The 17,967-nt window shown below is 29.6% G+C and carries 17 protein-coding genes; 11 read left to right on the top strand and 6 right to left on the bottom strand.

Annotation, left to right across the window (positions count from 1 at the left end; all coding sequences use genetic code 11):
* Nucleotides 1–102: 102 nt before the first annotated feature.
* Entirely contained in the window at nt 103–1,563 is a 1,461-nt protein-coding gene (locus tag RXO53_RS02935; protein ID WP_410712772.1) for a MutS-related protein, read from the bottom strand.
* Complete coding sequence (locus RXO53_RS02930) at nt 1,560–3,035, bottom strand: MutS-related protein (RefSeq protein ID WP_410712771.1); 1,476 nt, start codon at nt 3,033–3,035, stop codon at nt 1,560–1,562. Before RXO53_RS02930 ends, RXO53_RS02935 begins: the two co-directional genes overlap by 4 nt.
* A 388-nt stretch (nt 3,036–3,423) precedes the next feature.
* Between RXO53_RS02930 and RXO53_RS02925 the strand changes: the two genes are divergently transcribed.
* The 7 genes from RXO53_RS02925 to RXO53_RS02895 all read left to right on the top strand — a co-directional run bounded on the left by RXO53_RS02925 (nt 3,424) and on the right by RXO53_RS02895 (nt 10,350).
* Nucleotides 3,424–3,651, top strand: coding sequence for a hypothetical protein (locus RXO53_RS02925; protein WP_410712770.1), 228 nt, complete (start codon nt 3,424–3,426; stop codon nt 3,649–3,651).
* 18 nt (nt 3,652–3,669) lie between these two features.
* The gene (locus RXO53_RS02920) at nt 3,670–4,230 is read left to right on the top strand and encodes a proline iminopeptidase-family hydrolase (protein WP_410712769.1); all 561 of its coding nucleotides are present in this window, start codon (nt 3,670–3,672) and stop codon (nt 4,228–4,230) included.
* Nucleotides 4,231–4,333: 103 nt separating this feature from the next.
* Nucleotides 4,334–4,930, top strand: a complete 597-nt coding sequence (locus RXO53_RS02915) for a peptidase C15 (protein WP_410712768.1) — start codon at nt 4,334–4,336, stop codon at nt 4,928–4,930.
* Between the two features lie 73 nt (nt 4,931–5,003).
* Nucleotides 5,004–6,221, top strand: a complete 1,218-nt coding sequence (locus tag RXO53_RS02910; RefSeq protein ID WP_410712767.1) for a DNA double-strand break repair nuclease NurA — start codon at nt 5,004–5,006, stop codon at nt 6,219–6,221.
* Nucleotides 6,200–8,329, top strand: coding sequence for an FtsK/SpoIIIE domain-containing protein (locus RXO53_RS02905; RefSeq protein ID WP_410712766.1), 2,130 nt, complete (start codon nt 6,200–6,202; stop codon nt 8,327–8,329). The genes RXO53_RS02910 and RXO53_RS02905 overlap by 22 nt, the downstream gene beginning before the upstream one ends.
* Before the next feature lie 36 nt (nt 8,330–8,365).
* Nucleotides 8,366–8,896 carry a cob(I)yrinic acid a,c-diamide adenosyltransferase gene (locus RXO53_RS02900; protein WP_410712765.1) on the top strand — a complete coding sequence of 177 codons (531 nt, stop codon included), beginning with the start codon at nt 8,366–8,368 and terminating at the stop codon, nt 8,894–8,896.
* A 5-nt stretch (nt 8,897–8,901) separates the two neighbouring features.
* Nucleotides 8,902–10,350, top strand: a complete 1,449-nt coding sequence (locus tag RXO53_RS02895) for an aldehyde dehydrogenase family protein (RefSeq protein ID WP_410712764.1) — start codon at nt 8,902–8,904, stop codon at nt 10,348–10,350.
* Here the strand turns inward: RXO53_RS02895 and RXO53_RS02890 are convergent.
* Nucleotides 10,344–11,120, bottom strand: a complete 777-nt coding sequence (locus tag RXO53_RS02890; protein ID WP_410712763.1) for a hypothetical protein — start codon at nt 11,118–11,120, stop codon at nt 10,344–10,346. The two genes, RXO53_RS02895 and RXO53_RS02890, sit on opposite strands and share 7 nt — an antisense overlap.
* Before the next feature lie 59 nt (nt 11,121–11,179).
* Here RXO53_RS02890 and RXO53_RS02885 point away from each other — a divergent pair, with 59 nt between their 5' ends.
* From RXO53_RS02885 to RXO53_RS02870, 4 genes are all read left to right on the top strand, one after another.
* Entirely contained in the window at nt 11,180–12,022 is an 843-nt protein-coding gene (locus RXO53_RS02885) for a UbiA family prenyltransferase (protein ID WP_410712762.1), read from the top strand.
* 9 nt (nt 12,023–12,031) lie between these two features.
* Nucleotides 12,032–12,754 carry a hypothetical protein gene (locus RXO53_RS02880; RefSeq protein ID WP_410712761.1) on the top strand — a complete coding sequence of 241 codons (723 nt, stop codon included), beginning with the start codon at nt 12,032–12,034 and terminating at the stop codon, nt 12,752–12,754.
* Nucleotides 12,755–12,914: 160 nt separating this feature from the next.
* On the top strand, nt 12,915–14,093 hold the full coding sequence (locus tag RXO53_RS02875) for an MFS transporter (protein WP_410712760.1): 1,179 nt from the start codon (nt 12,915–12,917) through the stop codon (nt 14,091–14,093).
* A 62-nt stretch (nt 14,094–14,155) separates the two neighbouring features.
* Complete coding sequence (locus RXO53_RS02870; protein ID WP_410712759.1) at nt 14,156–15,052, top strand: dihydrodipicolinate synthase family protein; 897 nt, start codon at nt 14,156–14,158, stop codon at nt 15,050–15,052.
* A 1-nt stretch (nt 15,053) separates the two neighbouring features.
* On the opposite strand, the gene RXO53_RS02865 is transcribed toward RXO53_RS02870, so the two are convergent.
* The 3 genes from RXO53_RS02865 to RXO53_RS02855 form a co-directional block, all read right to left on the bottom strand.
* Nucleotides 15,054–15,470 carry a PPC domain-containing DNA-binding protein gene (locus RXO53_RS02865; protein ID WP_410712758.1) on the bottom strand — a complete coding sequence of 139 codons (417 nt, stop codon included), beginning with the start codon at nt 15,468–15,470 and terminating at the stop codon, nt 15,054–15,056.
* A gap of 188 nt (nt 15,471–15,658) precedes the next feature.
* Nucleotides 15,659–16,018 (bottom strand): hypothetical protein, encoded by a 360-nt coding sequence (locus RXO53_RS02860; RefSeq protein WP_410712757.1) that lies wholly within the window; start codon nt 16,016–16,018, stop codon nt 15,659–15,661.
* A gap of 223 nt (nt 16,019–16,241) precedes the next feature.
* Complete coding sequence (locus RXO53_RS02855; RefSeq protein ID WP_410712756.1) at nt 16,242–17,729, bottom strand: carboxypeptidase M32; 1,488 nt, start codon at nt 17,727–17,729, stop codon at nt 16,242–16,244.
* Between the last annotated feature and the right edge of the window lie 238 nt (nt 17,730–17,967).

Genomic DNA, 17,967 nt, shown 5'->3' with positions numbered 1-17,967 from the left:
AGTTTATTTTATTTATGCCTTTATTCTACATTAGCTTCTATATTAGTTGAAATAATATTATTATAATAGGAAGAGAGTTCAAGAGTTAAATTAGCCGTACTCTTAATTTTCAGTAAAATATTTATTCCATATTTCTAATGCATAACCTGACTGAACAGAGCCTTGTACTAACTTGAACGTTCTAGTTCCATCTTTTAGCCTTTCAGGGATTAATAGAACAGATCTATTTTTATTATCTTTAATAAAGTCATATAAGAAGTCCTGCAAAAACGTAACATAGAAAACAGTTATTTTACTATCTATTAGTGCAGATACTACCTGTTTAGCTACTACAGATGCTTCGACCTGGTTAGTTGTTGAAAAGCTTTCATTCATTAAAACATAATCACCTGCCTTTAATGATTCAATTATTTTTCTGAACCTTATTATCTCTTCTTCAAACTTTCCATATGACATTGTTCTTTCTTCCTCCTTCTGAAAATGCGTGTGAACAGCCCCCGATGATGGTAGAATTAAATTATTGGCTGGCACAAACACTCCAGCTCTTGCAAGCAATATTGATTTACCAATAGCTTTTAAGAATGTAGTTTTTCCGCCTTTATTGATCCCACTTATTATAAATGCATTTATATTATGCGATTCAAGAGAATTTGGTACAGGTTTTTTATTTGTTGATATTGCCAAGGAAAGGCAGTACAGATCGTTAAAAGATAAAGTACCTTCAGAAAAATCAGGATAGGCTAATGGGAGTTCTAGTTTTTGATAGAAATCAAAGAGGTTTATAGCGCCTACAAAAAAAGCAAGTTGCGTTTGTAATGTTATGAAAAACTGCATTAAGTGTTCATAAGCCTTCAACATTGTTGGAGCCAATCCGCTAAAAACCCATTCTTTAATATTATGCAAAATTTGTGCGCCTCTTTCATCATGCGATTCTAATCTAAAAACGTAATCATTTTTTCTGTAAAATAATTTCTTTATTATCCCTTCCTCCTTTTTTTGAGTTAAAACAACTGGGTCAGCTAAAGTGTTGTAAGCGTCAAGCCTTACAGAAAATTCTATGGGTTTATCTATATCAAAGAAACTCAGGAGTTCTTTTGCTAAATTTATGAAATTATCGTCTATGTTCTCTTTTATGGAGCCTATCATTTCTAGAAAGGCTTCAGATGAGAAGCTTGCCTTGTTAAGAATGTTTTTTAATTCTTTAAACGAATCTATCATTACTCTCATTCCGTTCGCTGTATAAAAAACTATCAATTCTGGGTTATTGTAAGTTAAAAGAAATGTAGCCCTCTTAGTTTTAGCTATGACGTCTCCGACAAATTTATATATGTTTATTATAGTATCTCTATTCTTAATAGCGTCTTTAACAGCCTCCTGTCTGTATTTTATAGAATTAATATCAACTTCTGATAGCAAAAGCACATGATTCCATACCTTTTTTATCAGATCATCTTTTTGTGCTATTACCTCTATTATTTTTTCAAGTTCTAAATCTTTTATTAAATTATCTTTATCCTTAATTTCTGTATCATTACTTATCCTCAAAAGATCAAACTGTATCATTCGATATCACCTCTTATATCTTCATAAATCAACCTGTGTTTTGAAGCTATTTGAATTGCCATGTATTTAGAAAGAGGGCTGCCTTCTATAAACCTGTAAGTAGGTTTTTCATCTTGGATCTGCGCAACAAGGCTAATAACTTTTTCAAGCGTAGCTATCTTTGTAATAAAAGTAACATAAACTAGATATGAACCCTTGCTTATTACCTTGTTTATAAAACGCTTGGCAAGCTCAAATCCTTCATCAGAAGTTGTAGCAGAAAAAAGCTCATTAACTATGATTAGTGTTTTATCATCGGCCGTTTTTAAAATATCATGTATTCTGACTATATCTTCCTCCAATCTGCTTAAGCTTTCTAATCTATCTTCTTCTATTGGAAAAGCAGTCATTATGTTTGGTAATAACGGTATTTTAGCTTCTTCTGCAGGAACAGGCACACCTATAGAAGCAAGAAACACTAATTGACCAAAAGTTATTGCAAAAGTAGTTTTTCCACCACCGTTCATGCCAGTTATTATAAAAACTCTTCTATCGCCTGATGTATGTATGTTGTTAGTTACAGCTTTCCTTTTCTTAGCTAATAACAAATTATAAAATTCTTTGATGTAAATAGATCCGTCTTCAGTAAATTGTGGTATCGAAAACCTATATCCGTTAGACTGAATGCCTTTCATATATTCAATGTATTTAAGATAAAACTCAAATTCGTTAGCGAATGAATTAATACCTTCATCTATTATATCGGGAAATTCTTCCTTTAATTTTTTAATAACACTAAATTCTTCTTTAAAGATCCTATAGATCCCTTCTAATATTTCCGCATGTATATGAGTAATTTTCTCGTAATGATTAGAAAAATTTAGTCCACCAACCTGCTGTCCTTTAAATCTTGAAAACAATTGGTCAATCTTTGAAGATAGATCTTCACCGTTTTCTTCCTCCGTTATCCTTATTTTATCTCCATTTATGCTTATTCTGATCTTTATTTTATCTCTGCTAGCCTTCGCTTCATATGCTATCTTCTTTAAAGCTTGAAATTTATCGCTATGAATTAGTTTTTCTAGATAGTCAACAAAATAACCGATGCCTTCTGAGTTTATGTTTAAATTTCGTATTAAATTTAATGTTGTTTCTAACGCCTTTATGTACATAAGAGCTGCATCAAGATGGAAGCCGTACTTAAACTCCTCATATGTTTTAGCCTCTAAATCCATCAGCTTGTTAAATTCTTTTATTTCATATACAAAATTTTTTATGACACTATAAATTTTTTCATCCATAAGATCGTTGAATATTCTTTGTCTGAAGATAATTACATCCTTATCTGTGAGCGGCTCTTTAAAAACATCTATTAAAAACTGGTTTTTATCATTGCCCAAAATATCATTTATGAGTTCTTCAATTCTTAGGTCCCAAATTGTCCTTTCATTGGCCTTTGACCCTTTTGAGCCTATTAAACTTTTATAAATCAATTTACATCACCTCAAAAGGAGTCATTAGCCAAAAGGCGGTTACTCAGGGGACTCCATCCCATTTAGGCCCTTTTAAGAGCCAATTTATAAACTACCATGGCAATATTTAAACTTATAGCAGTATTTTATCTTCTAATAAGATCGAGTTCTCAAGCAAAGTGTGCATAAATATTATAGCATAAAATAAGAGATACTCAGCAACTTTAAGTACTAATCATTAACAATTATAAATATAAAAATATCTTATAAATATTTAATTTTTTCAAAATTTTTATTTACTTATGTAAAATCCTATAAAATATTCATAGCTAATATTCCTTTAAATTAATAATAGGTTTATTTCTAAATTTAAATATCTTAGCTTAACATTAAAAACACTGGTGAAACCTTGTTTGATAACTATAAAGATGGGTTAATTAATGTTTTCGGGATAAATATATATTACAAAATATATGGCAATGGTAAAAATAAATTATTAATACTTCACGGAGGTCCCGGGGGCTCTCATGATTATTTGCTTCCATTATCTTCCTTTGCAAAGGAAAATAATACAGTGATTTTTTATGATCAATGCGGTTGTGGAAGATCTGGAGAGCCAAAAGATATTGAAAATTGAGCAAAGTTAGAATATTATGTGGAAGAGGTAGAAGAGGTAAGAAAAAAGCTCGCAAAAGATAAAGTTATTTTATTAGGCCATTCATGGGGAGGTTTATTGGCTTTAGCTTATGCAGTAAAGTACCAAAACAATTTAAAAGGGCTTATCGTTTCAAGCGGCCTTTCTAGCGTACCATTAACTGTGAAAGAAATGAGAAGATTAATAGAAAAATTACCTGAACAAACTAAAAATACTATATATGAGTGTGAAAAAAATAACGATTTTTCAAGCGATAGATGTACAAAAGCTGTAAATGAATTCTATTTAATGCATCTATTCATGTTTCATAGATTTCCAGATTTTGTTCAAAAAACTTTTAATTTCATTGCCAATAGAAAAATCTACAAAATAATGAATGGTCCAACAGAATTTGAAATAACCGGAACAATAAAAGATATAGATATAACAAATAATATAAAGAAAATAAATATTCCTACATTAATTTTAGTTGGAGAACATGATGAGGTTACACCTAGAGTAGCACAAGTTATTCATGATAATATAAAGAATTCGCTATTTTATGTTATTCCTAATTCCTGACCTCCTCCCCGCCCTGAAGGGCGAGGTTTGTCGTTCACTTTATCAGTAAAAATAATACATAAATAAGGGTTAAAGTATTAAATAATTATAGGGGAGGTAAAAGATGCAAAAAAGAGTTCTTTTAACAGGATTTGGACCATTTTTAGAATTTAGCTACAATCCTAGCGGAGAGATCGCAAAAAAATTAAACAATTTTGAAACAATTAACTATAAAATCTTCGGTATTGAACTGCCTGTTATTCATAAAGAAGCAATAAAAATACTAGATAAGAAATTTTACGAAATAAGACCTGATTTAGTTATTGGCTTAGGGCTAGCTCCTGGAGCAACTGGAATAAGAATAGAAAGGGTAGCAATCAATTCCTATTATTTCAATGAAGATAAAGAAATCGATGATATAGTAGAAGAGGGACCTAGCGCCTTATATACAAGCCTTCCTTATGAGGAAATTAGAAAAACTTTGTGGTCAAAGGGAATTCCAGCCTATTATTCATTTCATGCAGGTACTTTTCTTTGTAACGAAATATTTTATAAAATAATGAAATTAACAAATGAAAACGGTATTAAAGGGGGATTTATTCACATTCCTCTAACGCACAAACAAGTAATAGAAATGAAAAAATTTAATTATCCATCATTAGATGAAGATTTCATAACAGAAGCTATAAAATTAATAATAGAAGTAAGCATACAATCATAATTTTTAGAAATTTTATTTTATTAAATATATATAAGGTAATACGCATATTATAATATAGTGATAGGCGATTGAATTGAGCTTTACCCTTCCAATAAAAACAATCAATAATCTGGGAAATGATATAGTAAAATCATATAAAACTACTTCAACTCAGAAAAAATTCTCCCTAACTTTAAAAGATATAATTGATAATGATGATATAAATGAAGTAGAAACCAATGTTGAACTCTATGAATACTCATCAAGGTTTTTTAACAGTAAAAAAATTTCACAAGATAAAAACTTTTTCATGATAGGTATAGATTCAAGCAGCAGAGCTATAATAACTCCAGAAGCAGATATAATGATTTCTGCAGTTTCAATATCTGGCCAAGGACCAGTAGAGTTAAGCGATTGGCCATATTTGTACCCAGATTTAGCATACATACCAGTAAAACCTGAACCTTTCATATATGTAGCATCAGATGATTTAAATATTTCTGATAATACTAACGGAGCAATTAATCAAATAGGTTTCTTAGATAGAGAAGATGATATATCTAAATTCATGGATTATTCAAGGCTTAAACTAGAATCCTGGGCATTAATAGAACCTTCTAATGCATTGGGAAAATATTTTAAAAACAAAGGTAAAAAATTCGTTGTAATGCTAGATGGGCCAATATTTTTGTTAGATAATAAAAATGATAACTTAAGGTTTGAATTAATGTTAAACAGAGTAAAAAGCGTAGAAATGCTTGAGGAGCAAGATATACCAGTTATTGGTGTTGTGAAAAGGCTTGAAAGAGGAAAAATATTAGGAAAACTACAGGAATTCGCAGATGCATTTGAACAATGTATTGGGCATTATACTAACTTTAATGATTCACTAATAATACAAAAGATGCTATATTCTAGCTGCTATAATGATTATTATGGAAAGATATTAACAACTCCTAAAATTAAGGTTAAATCTAATGGACTAGAAAAAATAATTGAATATGTTTTAATACCTCCAAGCAAGTTTCAAAGTATAAATAAAGGGAGGATATTTAGACTAGAATATACAGAAAAGACTTTAGATATTTTAACTAACAACTACAATACTGAACCAGTCCAGGCATTAATTAACGATTCTATAACAAAGCAAAATACAGAATCTATAACAATTGCTTATAGCGATAAAAGAGGAAAAATGATAACTCAAGTTTTAAAAGATTTACTTGTTAATACAATAGTTGGTAGAGGAGCTCCAATATCTTATGACACTCTTAGAGAGGCTGAAGCTGAATGGACAAAAAGGAAACAATAGGGCTAAATGAGGAGTTTCTGAATAATGCAGAAGATCAAGCTAATAAACTTGAAAAACTATTATTAATGTCATATGAAGAGGCTAAAAAAGATGGAAAGATAATAGGAAAAATTTCTAGATATGGCGAAGTTAAAGTAGAGGAAAATTCTGAGATCGAGTTTATAATTGATCCAAGTACATACTATTCTGAACCCGATGCTCCTTTTCATAAAGTTGGCGATTATTTAATTATAATTGATCCAAAAGATTTAAGGAAAGTTTTAATTAGGATAAAAAGTATAATTAGAAAAGATGAATTGGCTGCTATAGGATTAGAACCACCAATAAGCCAAATAGTAAATAGCATTGAACCCCGAGGTTTAATAACAAATACTTTGGTAAAGGGTGAACTCGTTTTAGAGATGTCTAAGGATGACAAAAGCCCTAGACCTGCAACTAAGAGCATTGAACCGCAATCACCAGTAGTAGACCCGAACCCTGATATTTTAATTAAACTATTAGATTTGCCTAAAGAAGGAATAACGTTTGGAGCACTAAGCACTCCTTCAGGCTTAGTAAAAAACGGCCAAATACCAGTAAGATTACCTCTTAGCGCGCTTTACCATCACATACTTATATTAGGAACAACTGGAAGCGGTAAGACAACTTTATTAAAAAACATGATAGTGAGCATGTATAATCAGCTTGAAAAGCATCCTATATCTATAATTATTGACCTAAACCAAGATTTTGTACAGCTACCAATCCCAAACAATATATCTCCTGCACCTCAAGAAGTAGTAAAAAGTTGCTATAAAGATGTAAGACAACTTAAAGGTATAATTTCTGTCGTTCCTATATCATACGATTTAATAGAAAATAAATTAGATACCAATAAAATTGATATTAATAGAACATTAAAAGAAATTGCTAAAAAATACTTTTATGAAACATTTTCACCATTAATAAATGATAATATCTTGTTTAACCAAATAGAAAACTATAAAATTATGGCAATGGAAACTAAGAATCCATTCAGATTGATATTTATTCCATATGTAATAAACACTCTTGAAACGAGTACAGACAGCCTTTCCCCACTTCTGCCAGGTTTAACTCCACTAGCAAAGGACCTTCTTAAAAAAATGAGAGAAAAGTTTAAGAAAAACCACGGAGTTTATTCACCAATCCAGGCCATTTATGGAGCATTGTCAATATTTGTCGATAAATCAATTTATAAATCTTTTAATAAAAATTCTAGCTATTATAGTAAAACCAATTATGATGAAAAGGATGAATTGTTGGAACAAGCCTTAGAGTATGTAAAGCCCTATATAATTAATTCCGATAATATTGATATAGAAAACCTAAAAATAGGTAACTATAACTTTACATTTTTAGATGCTATAGGGGAATACATTGATATATTACTTAAAGCTAGACCTCATGAAGAGACCATAAAAGCGTTATATAGAAGGATATCTTCACTTATTGAAACTCAAGTTATAGACATTATAATAAGACAACAAAATAAATTAGTATTAATTAACGAACCTGATTGGGGGACTATAGTAAATATTGCTAATGACGAAAATATTCCTATAGTTTTAGACTTAAAATGGGGTCTAGATTTTGCTGGTTTCGATGCATTAAGAGCTGTAACTTATAGAACTTTAGATAAACTAATATCATGGAAACATAAGTCTTGGGCACAAAGAATAGAAACACCTAACATTATGACAATTATAGATGAAGCACATCAATTCTTCCAAAATGAGAGCAAGGTAAAGGAGGACTCAGATGCAATTAGGCAAGTATCTGCAATGATATCGAAAATTGCAAGGCTAGGAAGAGCTAGAGGTGTTGGATTAATATTTAGCACGCATTCTCCCTCAGACCTTAATGATATTATACTTCAACTAGCAAATACAAAAGTTATATTGAGGACAGAAAAAAGTCAATTAGAAAAAATCTCAATCCCAAAGGAAGCCATGGAGTACTTGCCAAGGCTTCAGGACAGAATGATGTTAATAGAAAGCTTTGCATTTAGGATGGGCTATGTTTTTGCGCAAACTACTACTCCTTTAACCGCCCATTATGATATATCAGCAAATATAACATATTATTAAAATCTCTAAGTATGCATATTAATTTGGGTGTAGCTATTGAGTCACATATTTACAAGAACAGGAGATGACGGAAGCACTTATTGTAATCTATTAAAAACTAGAGTTCCTAAAGACCATCCCATAATAGAACTCATTGGTACTTTAGATGAAGCAAATAGTTTAATTGGGTTAGCTAGATCATTTTTACCATCGCATATGAAAGATATAGAAAGTGATCTTAGGGATCTTCAATACCTTACATTTAGAATAGGATTTCATGTATCGGGTGTAAAGGCTATTAACGAAGATGATGTGTTAAAGCTAGAAAATATGGCAGACAAATATTATGGTCTAGCTCCATTAAAGAACTTTGTTTTACCAGCTGGTACGCAATCAGCAGCTACATTGCATGTAGCTAGAACAGTTGTTAGAAGAGCTGAGAGAGCTTTAATAAAAGCTGGCAGGGAATTTAATTTTGATGATATCGTTTATAAGTCAATTAATAGGCTTAGTAGCGTACTATTTGCACTTGCCGTTTATATAAACAGAGTCTCAGGATATCCAGAAGAACCCGTTTCGTTCAGGTGATATTCATGGGATTAATATTAAAAGAATTAAAAGCTATTGAACCAGCATTTGTTACATCTGATGGAAACGGATTACCTTATGTAATAAATGGAAAACCTATAGAAGGAGAGATAAGGATATGGAAGGAAAACATATTAGATGAGCCTTATAATTTTGGATTACCTAACCAGAGTGATATAAAAAAGGCAATAGAAACATCTTTGAAATCTGACTCTTTAAAATCAATTAATATTTATAATAGAATAGAAGAAATAATTGAAATATCTAGCAAAATAGAAAAATACGAAGAAAATATCTCTAGAATAGTATCTTTAGAAACCGGAAAAAGCATAGAATTATCAAGGGAAGAAATTCAATCTGCAGAAAAAATTATGGAAAATTCATGGACTTTGTTATCTAATAGCGAAACTTCAACAAGGGATGGGCCTATATCATTTTTATCTGACTCAAGCAGTATAACTACACAAATAAAATTAGAAAAGGGATTAAGCATTGTTTTTCCAGCATTTACATCTCCATTCTTTACGACAATCTCATCAATAACACGTTCATTAATTTCAGGAACACCTGTAATAGTTAAACCTTCTTCATACTCTTTAGTTTCAATCCTTTCCGCTATCTCCATGTTTTCCGATTCATCTTTTTTAGATTCCATTTCATTTTTACCGACAAGGGGGATGTCATATATAGATTTATTTGATAATGAAGAATTCGTATATTATTTTTACGGAAAAAAAATTAATTATAAAAATTTGATGAAAAACTTATCGGGTAAGTTTATTGCTAATTGTGCAGGAAGAGTTGTTGTTATTTTATGCAGCTTACCTGAAAATGTTGACTTGCTTTCCAATATAATAGCAAAGCTCGCATTAAAGCATTCAGGTCAAGCATGTGGATCGATAAGCTGGTTAATTTCTCTTGAACGCTTAAAAGATGAGATAATAGAATCTATTGCTGATAGATTCTCTCAGTCACTTGTTGGGAATCCATTGGAGGGAAAAGAAATAGGACCATTAAAAAACAAAGAAATTGCAGATAGATCAACAAAGCTAATTAATGATGCTATATATAAAGGAGGATCATTGTTAACCGGGGGGTTAACAAATGGAAGGTATATAGAACCAACACTGATTGATAATATAGCTAAGAATTCAGAAATACTTTGGAATGATATAGAAGCACCAGTGTTAACATCTACAAGCGTTTCAAGCTGTACGGAGGCAATATCTATAGCAAAAATGATGTCAGGCTCAAGCACAACAATAGTATTTGGCAACGATAATATAATTAATAAAATGGCTAAGTCTAAGAAAGGAATTGTAATTAAGGGATCTGATAATATTGAAGCTATTTTAAATTCCATTTGCTATTCCAATGGAGACCCTATCAAAGAAATAGTTAAAAGTCCCTTCCCTGGAGAGCTAACATATGATAACTCTTTAATAATTTATTGAGTTGTTGGGGCTAGCAAATACCTTATTTTACTCTTATCGGGTGCATTAAATATTAGTTCTATAGGTTTTTCACTTGAAAACCTTATCTCAACAGTTTCAGCAATTTTTGCTAAATTTAAAACATTCTTTAAATAATTAACATCGTATGAACTAACAGACTTTCCTTTAGTTTCTAATTCAATTAATGAGGTAGAGCCTTTGGTCAAATTTACTTCTGCTCTTGGACCTTCAGTCTTAGCTCTAACTTTAAAACTATTCTCATCAGCCACTAGCTCTACTATATCACCAAAAGAGCTGGCATCTGATAAAATTTTCTTAAATGTATCACCTATAACAACAACTCTCGTATCAAAATCTATCTTAATTTCCTTGGGAACATCTATAGAAACCTCTATATTTGGGATTAAATATTTCTTTATTACATCTCCTTCAATTTTAATTAATATATTTTGCTCAGATACTAAAAACAAAACATTATCTCCTTTTTTACCCCTAGACACTATATTATTAAGTGATTGTACATTAACTCCCATGTTTATATCCTTGGTAACATCATACTCTAAAAATGTTTCGTAAGGCATATTAATTTCTATATAGGCTATCTTTCCGGGATCCGTTGCTACTATTTTTATAAATTCTTTTTTAATTTCAAAGTTTGCCTCCTCTATTATTTCTGATAATGTAGAGGTAATTTGATATAAAACCCTTGAATCAGGATATTTAAATTTAGCAGCAATTTTTCCTATTTGTGATTCAATACTAGATTCCATTTTTAATCCCTCTTATTAATATAACGCTAGGGGATAATAAAAATAATGAGCTGATTAAAATGATTAAAGACTACATTAAATTAATAAGGCCGTTAAACGACATAATGATAGGCTTTTCTGTAATTGTAGGTTCATTTATTGCTTCTGGAAGACAAATACCTTATATTCATATATTAATATTTGGTTTCCTAACAGGTTTTTTTATATCATCAAGTTCGATGATATTAAACGACATAATAGATATTAATATAGATAGAGTTAACAACCCCAATAGACCATTACCTTCAGGCAGGGTTAGTGTAGATAAGGCCTACTTAATGTTTTATCTATTTACTATTTTGGGTTTAATTTTTTCTGTTTTAACTGGAATAATGACTTTCTTAATAGCATTAATTTCATATTTCATAGCAATCTTATACAATAGAAAAGGGAAAAAATCAGGATTTATTGGAAACATAATGGTAGCATACTCTATGGGGGTTCCTTTATTATATGGAGCCGCCATGATAAATAAACTGAATCTAAACATCATGATTTATTGGCTAATGATATTTTTATCCGGAATAGCTAGGGAAATAACAAAGGGCATTTCTGATGTAGAAGGAGATAAAATAGCAGGAGTTAAAACATTAGCAGTAATTTTCGGAAGAAGAACTGCAGCAGTAATAGCATTTATATTTTATGCTATTGCAGTCTCTTTAAGCCCATTACCAGTTATTATGAACAAGGTATATCCAATAATTTACATAATACCAATATCTATAGTTGACATAATTTTTATCGCATCATCAATATTTACTATAATAAAGCCAACAAAAGAAATATCTACAAAAAATAAAAATATTTCCTTAATAGCTATGCTCATAGGGTTATTAGGATTTTTGATAAGCACAAAGCCGTAGGTGATTGAGTTGAAAGAAATAATAGCTGAGCTAACACCGTATAGCAATAAAGAAAAACTATTGAGACATGCGAAAGATCTAATAGAATATTCAGACCTTATAGATATACCCGATGCACCTTTAGGAATACCTTCTCCATCATCTTCTATAATATCTTGTATGATAAAAGATAATTTTGATAATGCAAACATTATAACAAATATACGTTTATTTGATGTTAATAGACTTAATTTATTAAACACAATAACTGCTCTTAGAATGAATCAAATAAACAATTTCTTATTGGTTAGAGGAGATGTGCCTTTAGTAGGCAATAAAATTGAAGATGTAACACCCGATGAAGCTATAAATGTTATAAGATCAAAATATGCAGATACAAATTTGGGATTGTTGTTAAATCTAAATAAATCCATTAACGAGATAAATGAAAGAATAAAACGCAGAGCATCATTTTATTTAATAACTAGACCATGGTTTAGCGAAAAACTTAAGGAAGTATCAAAAAAGGTCAAAGAACAAAATTCTAAACTATATTTATATTTTGTATTAATAACAGAAAATAACAAAGAATTTTTATTAAAGCATTTACCAAAGGAGGAATTGGTTCATATAGATAAATTGGATGAAGCGATTCAAAGTGTTGAAAATTATGTAGACGGAATTTTGTTTTCTTCACCAACAGATCATGAGGGATTAATTAAATCACTAAAGATATCCCATAAATTTATTTAAATATTGAGATAACGTAAACTGAAAACAAGAAGTTACACCATGGGTATACAATTATTGATATTTACTGTTTTGATTTAGCTTTTGTATTCTATTTACTCTTTTTATACATAACAAAACTATACATTTAAACTAGAAAGGCTGAATAGGATAGGGTATCCATATGGAAGATTACAAAAAGATGAGGGCTTATACATTCATAAGCACATCAACATCAATATTTCTATACGGTTTTTCAATTACATTAGGTTCTTTGTTAACTCAATTGAATTTTTATCCAAAAATCATAGACTTATATCTTCTTATAGTACCTCCAGCCTCCCTATTGATTGGAAATATTTTATTTGGTCATATTGCAGATAAATATGGTAGAAAACTGGTGCTAGTAATTACTCCTATCTTATTTTCATTTGGAATAATGCTATTTCTTTTATTTAATTCTTATGTATCATTAATAGGAATAAGCCTTTTACTCTTTTCCATAGCAGGAGGTGATGAGCCAGCTATTATTTCTTATTTAACTGAAAACCTAAATGCAAATGATAGAGGAAAATTTATGATGCTAATAACAAACTTTGTTAATTTTGGAGCTCTTTTGTCATCAATGATATTCATATTTTTCCAAAATTATTTTGTAGTTAAATTAACAATAAGCATAGTCTTACTCCTTTCTTTAATAACCTCTTACTTTTTTAGAAAAAAGCTACCCGAATCTGAAATTTGGATTTTATCTAGTTCAAAAAATATAAGTTTTATTAATGAAAATAGAAGAAAATTAATTCCTTTATTATTAATATCTATTTCAACTATCTTAACATATGGTTTAATATCTTGGGTAATTGGACCATACTATTATCCTAATTTAACCTATTATATAGTTTTTCTCTTTAATTTAGGAAACATTGTTGGGGGTATTTTAGGCTATTTTACTATTACCAAAATTAAAAGGACTTCATTTACATTATACAGTTTCATTGGTGGTATTTTATCTTCATTAATCTTACTTGTTGCAGTACATATATTCAATAATTACTTTTTATTTTTATCTTTAATATTAATAAACGGCTTATTTACGCAATTAACGTGGGGAACAAGACTAATACTTGAAGGAGAGCTGCTCAAAACAAGATACAGAGCAACTGGAATATCTATTATAAGAGCATCGGGTTGGATTATTTATATATTTTCTGTATTATTTACACATGGTCTAAGCATAGCATTTTTCCAAATTTATGACATTTTATTTTGGCTTACAGGCTTATTAGGATCAAGCTTGTGGTATTTTTATGGTTTTGATACAAATAATTTGCAAATAAAAAAACTTGATGATATAACTATATGAAAACTTAATTATACACCTGAATTTATTAACTTTTATAATTTTAGATATAATGGGTGATAATTTTGGAAATTAAAGGTATAGTAGTTCCAATGATTACTCCTTTTAAATATAATGGAGAGATAGATTATGATGGATTAAAATGGCTTATAGATTATACAATAAATAACAGTGTAAATGGTTTATTTCCAAATTCAACTACAGGCGAATTTGTAAGCTTAAGAGAAGAAGAACTGATAAACTTTGTTAAAAAAACCATTGAATTTTCAAATAAAAAAGTCTTAATATTACCAGGCATTACAACAAATTCAACACAATTATCCATATATTTAGGCAAAGTTTATTTAGATTACGGAGCAGATGGACTAATTGTTATGCCACCTTACTTTTATAAACTTCGCGAAAATGAACTATACATGCATTTTTCAAAAATAGCTGAATCTTTAGATGCTCCAATAATATTATATAACAATCCGATTACAACGGGAACTGTAATACCAGTAAGCACATATGAAAAATTAGCAAAGGAATACAGCAATGTTATTGGGGTCAAAATTACATATGATAGCTTTGATTATATAAGAAAAAGCATAGATGCTGTGAAAGGATTAAGAAAAGATTTTTATATATTAACTGGTATGGCTCAAATGTTCTTACCTGTTTTAATTATGGGAGGAGATGGTACAGTATCTGGATTAGCAAATGTATTTCCTAAATTGCATGTAGAATTATATAGAGAATTTGTAAATGGCAATTATACAAAGGTTTTAGAATTAAACAAAAAAATATTGAAGGTATCGAAGATATATGACATAGGTTTTTCTAATTCCAGCGCAACAAAGGCTGCTCTTGAGTTGATAGACAGCCCTATCAAAAGTTATGTTAGAATGCCCCTAAGAGAAGAAAATAGCGAAAATAAAACAAAAATTAAAGAAATAATAGATGAAGTTAATAAATTATAACTCATTTAGTAGGATCGAATTCTTTTAAATTTGTTATAGGGTTGTAAACTCTTGAAAAGGATCCATCAATTTTTAATATAGTCAATTCAACTTGAGGATCTACTATTGCTTTAATTAAATGTCCTCCAATTAATTCCTTCTTGGGAGATGCCAGACCAACGTGAATATGAAGCTTTGGTTCGTTTTTAGTTATACTCCCATGCATTGAAACCAATTCATATCTATCATTTACACTTATAGTATCATAATTTGATCCATTAAAATAGCCTACTTCAAAGTTTTTTAACATACCTATACCTGATAAAATAATACCCGCATTTATCTTATATATAATTGCTAGATTCTCTATTTGAAACATTAGATCTTCATCTTTTTCTAATTTTGCAATAATAAAATTTCCATTAATCCTATGTTTCATTTTTACCACCATTTTTGATTTAATTAGAAAACTTTTTTAATTTAATATTAATTTTGTTAATATAAAATAAATTATTGGATTGTAATTTTATTATGCTTAAAATGTTGAACTTTTACATTCTCATATACCTGGCAAAATTTGATTTACTAATTTTTTGAAGTAAATAGAAAATCGAAACTAAAATTGACTTAGAATGAAGCATTTTCAACATATTTTTCAAACATATCTTCAAAAAATTTTTGGAATTCTTTATAATCTCCCCCTAATAATTTGTATTGTGATAAAAGTCCAGAGAGTTCTAATGCCATATATTTTGCTTCCTCCCTTAACTTATAAATACGGAAAACTAATGATGATTCTTCAGAAGATATTTCTGCTAGCTTTCGTAGTAATTCTTTGCATGAGTCATCATATAGTCTATTATTATATTCCTTATAATCTCCATCTGATTTATATCCTTCGAAACTTCCTCCAACTCCATTTTCAATATCTCTATTCTCTTTCTCTTTTCCAACATATTCTTTATTATTTCCTCCTGATTCTCGCAATTTCTATCCATCTCTTCTCGCTTAATAAAATCCTTTTAACCTTTATATATGTTTATGAATAATAAAGTTGCTTAAAATCCTATCATCTTAAAAATATGTATTATCGCTTATAAATGACTATTTAAAAAATTATTTTAGGTGAATAAGTTGTCAGAGAAAGAAGAAAAGAAGGCAACTAAGACGAAGAAAAAAGGTTGTTAAATTTTTTGATTACTTTTTTCTTTTACTTTAAATATTTTTCTGCTAAGTATTTTATTAGATATTCTGGATTATATGCTTCCCCAAGCTTCATAATTAATAGGTCTTTAGGTTTATAAGTAGATCCATATTTATGGATTAATTCCCTTAAATTTTCTTTAATATCATTAAATCTTTTTTCATTTATAAGGTCGTATAATGGTATATTCTTTAGCAAGTACTCTCTTACCTGAGCTGCAACAATGTTTCCTAATGTATATGTTGGGAAATAACCTAGATCTCCATGGCTCCAATGAACATCTTGAAGAATTCCCTCGCTAAAAGTTTTAGGTCTAATTCCCAAAAGTTCTTCCATACTTTGATTCCAAATTTCTGGCAAATCATTAACTTTTGTTTCACCTTTCAACATAAGCCTTTCCATTTCAAATCTTAACAAAATGTGAAAGTTATATGTCAACTCATCAGCTTCAGTTCTTATTAAACTTGGTTTAACGTTAGCAAAATATCTGAAAAGTTCTTCTTCTGTATATTTTTTTGTAAATTCTAAGTTCTTGTCTAATACAGGCTTTATTATAGTTGTAAATTGGTAGCTCCTGCCTATTATGTTTTCCCAAAATCTGCTTTGACTTTCATGTATACCTAAACTAACTCCTCCACCTATTGGCGTCATCTTTAAATTTTCATCAATTTGAAGCTCATAAGTAGCGTGACCAAATTCGTGGACAACGCTAAATAAAGATCTCTTAAAATCGTGACCTTCATATCTTGTTGTGATTCTTACATCATTAATACCTAAACCCTGAGTAAATGGGTGCGGGCTTACATCTAATCTAGCCCTGTCCCATGGATATTGAAGTAAATTTAAGACTTCTAAATTAACTTTCTCCATTTTTTCTTTTTCATATTTAATTTTTTCCAATTCTGGTTCAAAATAAAAATAATTCTGCATTATTACTTTATCCAATAAAACTTTTAAATTAGTTCTTAAATAAGTGAAAATATTTGAAACATCCCTTGCTCTTAGACCTTCCTCAAATAAGTCCAATAAAGCATCGTAAGGTTCTTCCTCATAACCAAGTTTTTCAGCTTTTTCTATGTTAAGTTTGATTATTTTATCTAAGTATGGTGCAAATATACTAAAATCGTTCTTTTCTCTAGCTATCTTCCATGCATGGAAAGCTTCTTCAGATGTCTTTGATATCTCGTATATTAATGATGAAGGAAGTTTCTTAAATATTGATATTTCTCTATCTAATACTCTAACTACTCCTTTTTCAAAATCATTTAAGTTTTCTTGATTTTTTGCTTTTTCAACTAGTTGGACAAAACTATCACTCAATAAAATTTCTTGCAATAACGTGCTTAACTCTGCAAATGCATAGCCTCTTTCTTCGCTACCTTTCGGGGGCATATACGTTTCATTGTCCCAGCCCATTAATCCCATAGCATGACCTATTGACCATATTCTCCTATATTTATTAAGAACCTCCTTAACGACTTCGTTTTCGAACATAGTTATCACACTACTTAGAGAAATTTTCTAAGTAATATATTTTTATTACAAGAATTTGGTTTTTTATACAATATTGTTCATAGTGTAAAATATATATTTTTCACTATAGTTGTACTAATTGGTGTATTAAATTGAGTGCAAAATCTGATATTGATTTGTTGAGGAGTTCAGTTAGGGAATTCTCAGAAAAGGTATTGTCTCCTGTTGCTAAAAAAATTGATTTAGATAATTATATCAA

Source organism: Caldisphaera sp., assembly GCF_046536515.1.
GTDB lineage: Archaea > Thermoproteota > Thermoprotei_A > Sulfolobales > Acidilobaceae > Caldisphaera.
Note: the sequence above shows the minus strand (reverse complement) of the source record. Positions and strands in the feature narration are given on the sequence as shown.

Excerpts from the sequence above, each read along its gene's own strand:
- RXO53_RS02915 (WP_410712768.1), top strand. The coding sequence starts at position 4,334 with ATGCAAAAAAGAGTTCTTTTAACAGGATTTGGACCATTTTTAGAATTT.
- RXO53_RS02885 (WP_410712762.1), top strand. The coding sequence starts at position 11,180 with ATGATTAAAGACTACATTAAATTAATAAGGCCGTTAAACGACATAATG.
- RXO53_RS02875 (WP_410712760.1), top strand. The coding sequence starts at position 12,915 with ATGGAAGATTACAAAAAGATGAGGGCTTATACATTCATAAGCACATCA.
- RXO53_RS02855 (WP_410712756.1), bottom strand. The coding sequence starts at position 17,729 with ATGTTCGAAAACGAAGTCGTTAAGGAGGTTCTTAATAAATATAGGAGA.
- RXO53_RS02890 (WP_410712763.1), bottom strand. The coding sequence starts at position 11,120 with ATGGAATCTAGTATTGAATCACAAATAGGAAAAATTGCTGCTAAATTT.
- RXO53_RS02895 (WP_410712764.1), top strand. The coding sequence starts at position 8,902 with ATGGGATTAATATTAAAAGAATTAAAAGCTATTGAACCAGCATTTGTT.
- RXO53_RS02905 (WP_410712766.1), top strand. The coding sequence starts at position 6,200 with ATGGACAAAAAGGAAACAATAGGGCTAAATGAGGAGTTTCTGAATAAT.
- RXO53_RS02865 (WP_410712758.1), bottom strand. The coding sequence starts at position 15,470 with ATGAAACATAGGATTAATGGAAATTTTATTATTGCAAAATTAGAAAAA.
- RXO53_RS02935 (WP_410712772.1), bottom strand. The coding sequence starts at position 1,563 with ATGATACAGTTTGATCTTTTGAGGATAAGTAATGATACAGAAATTAAG.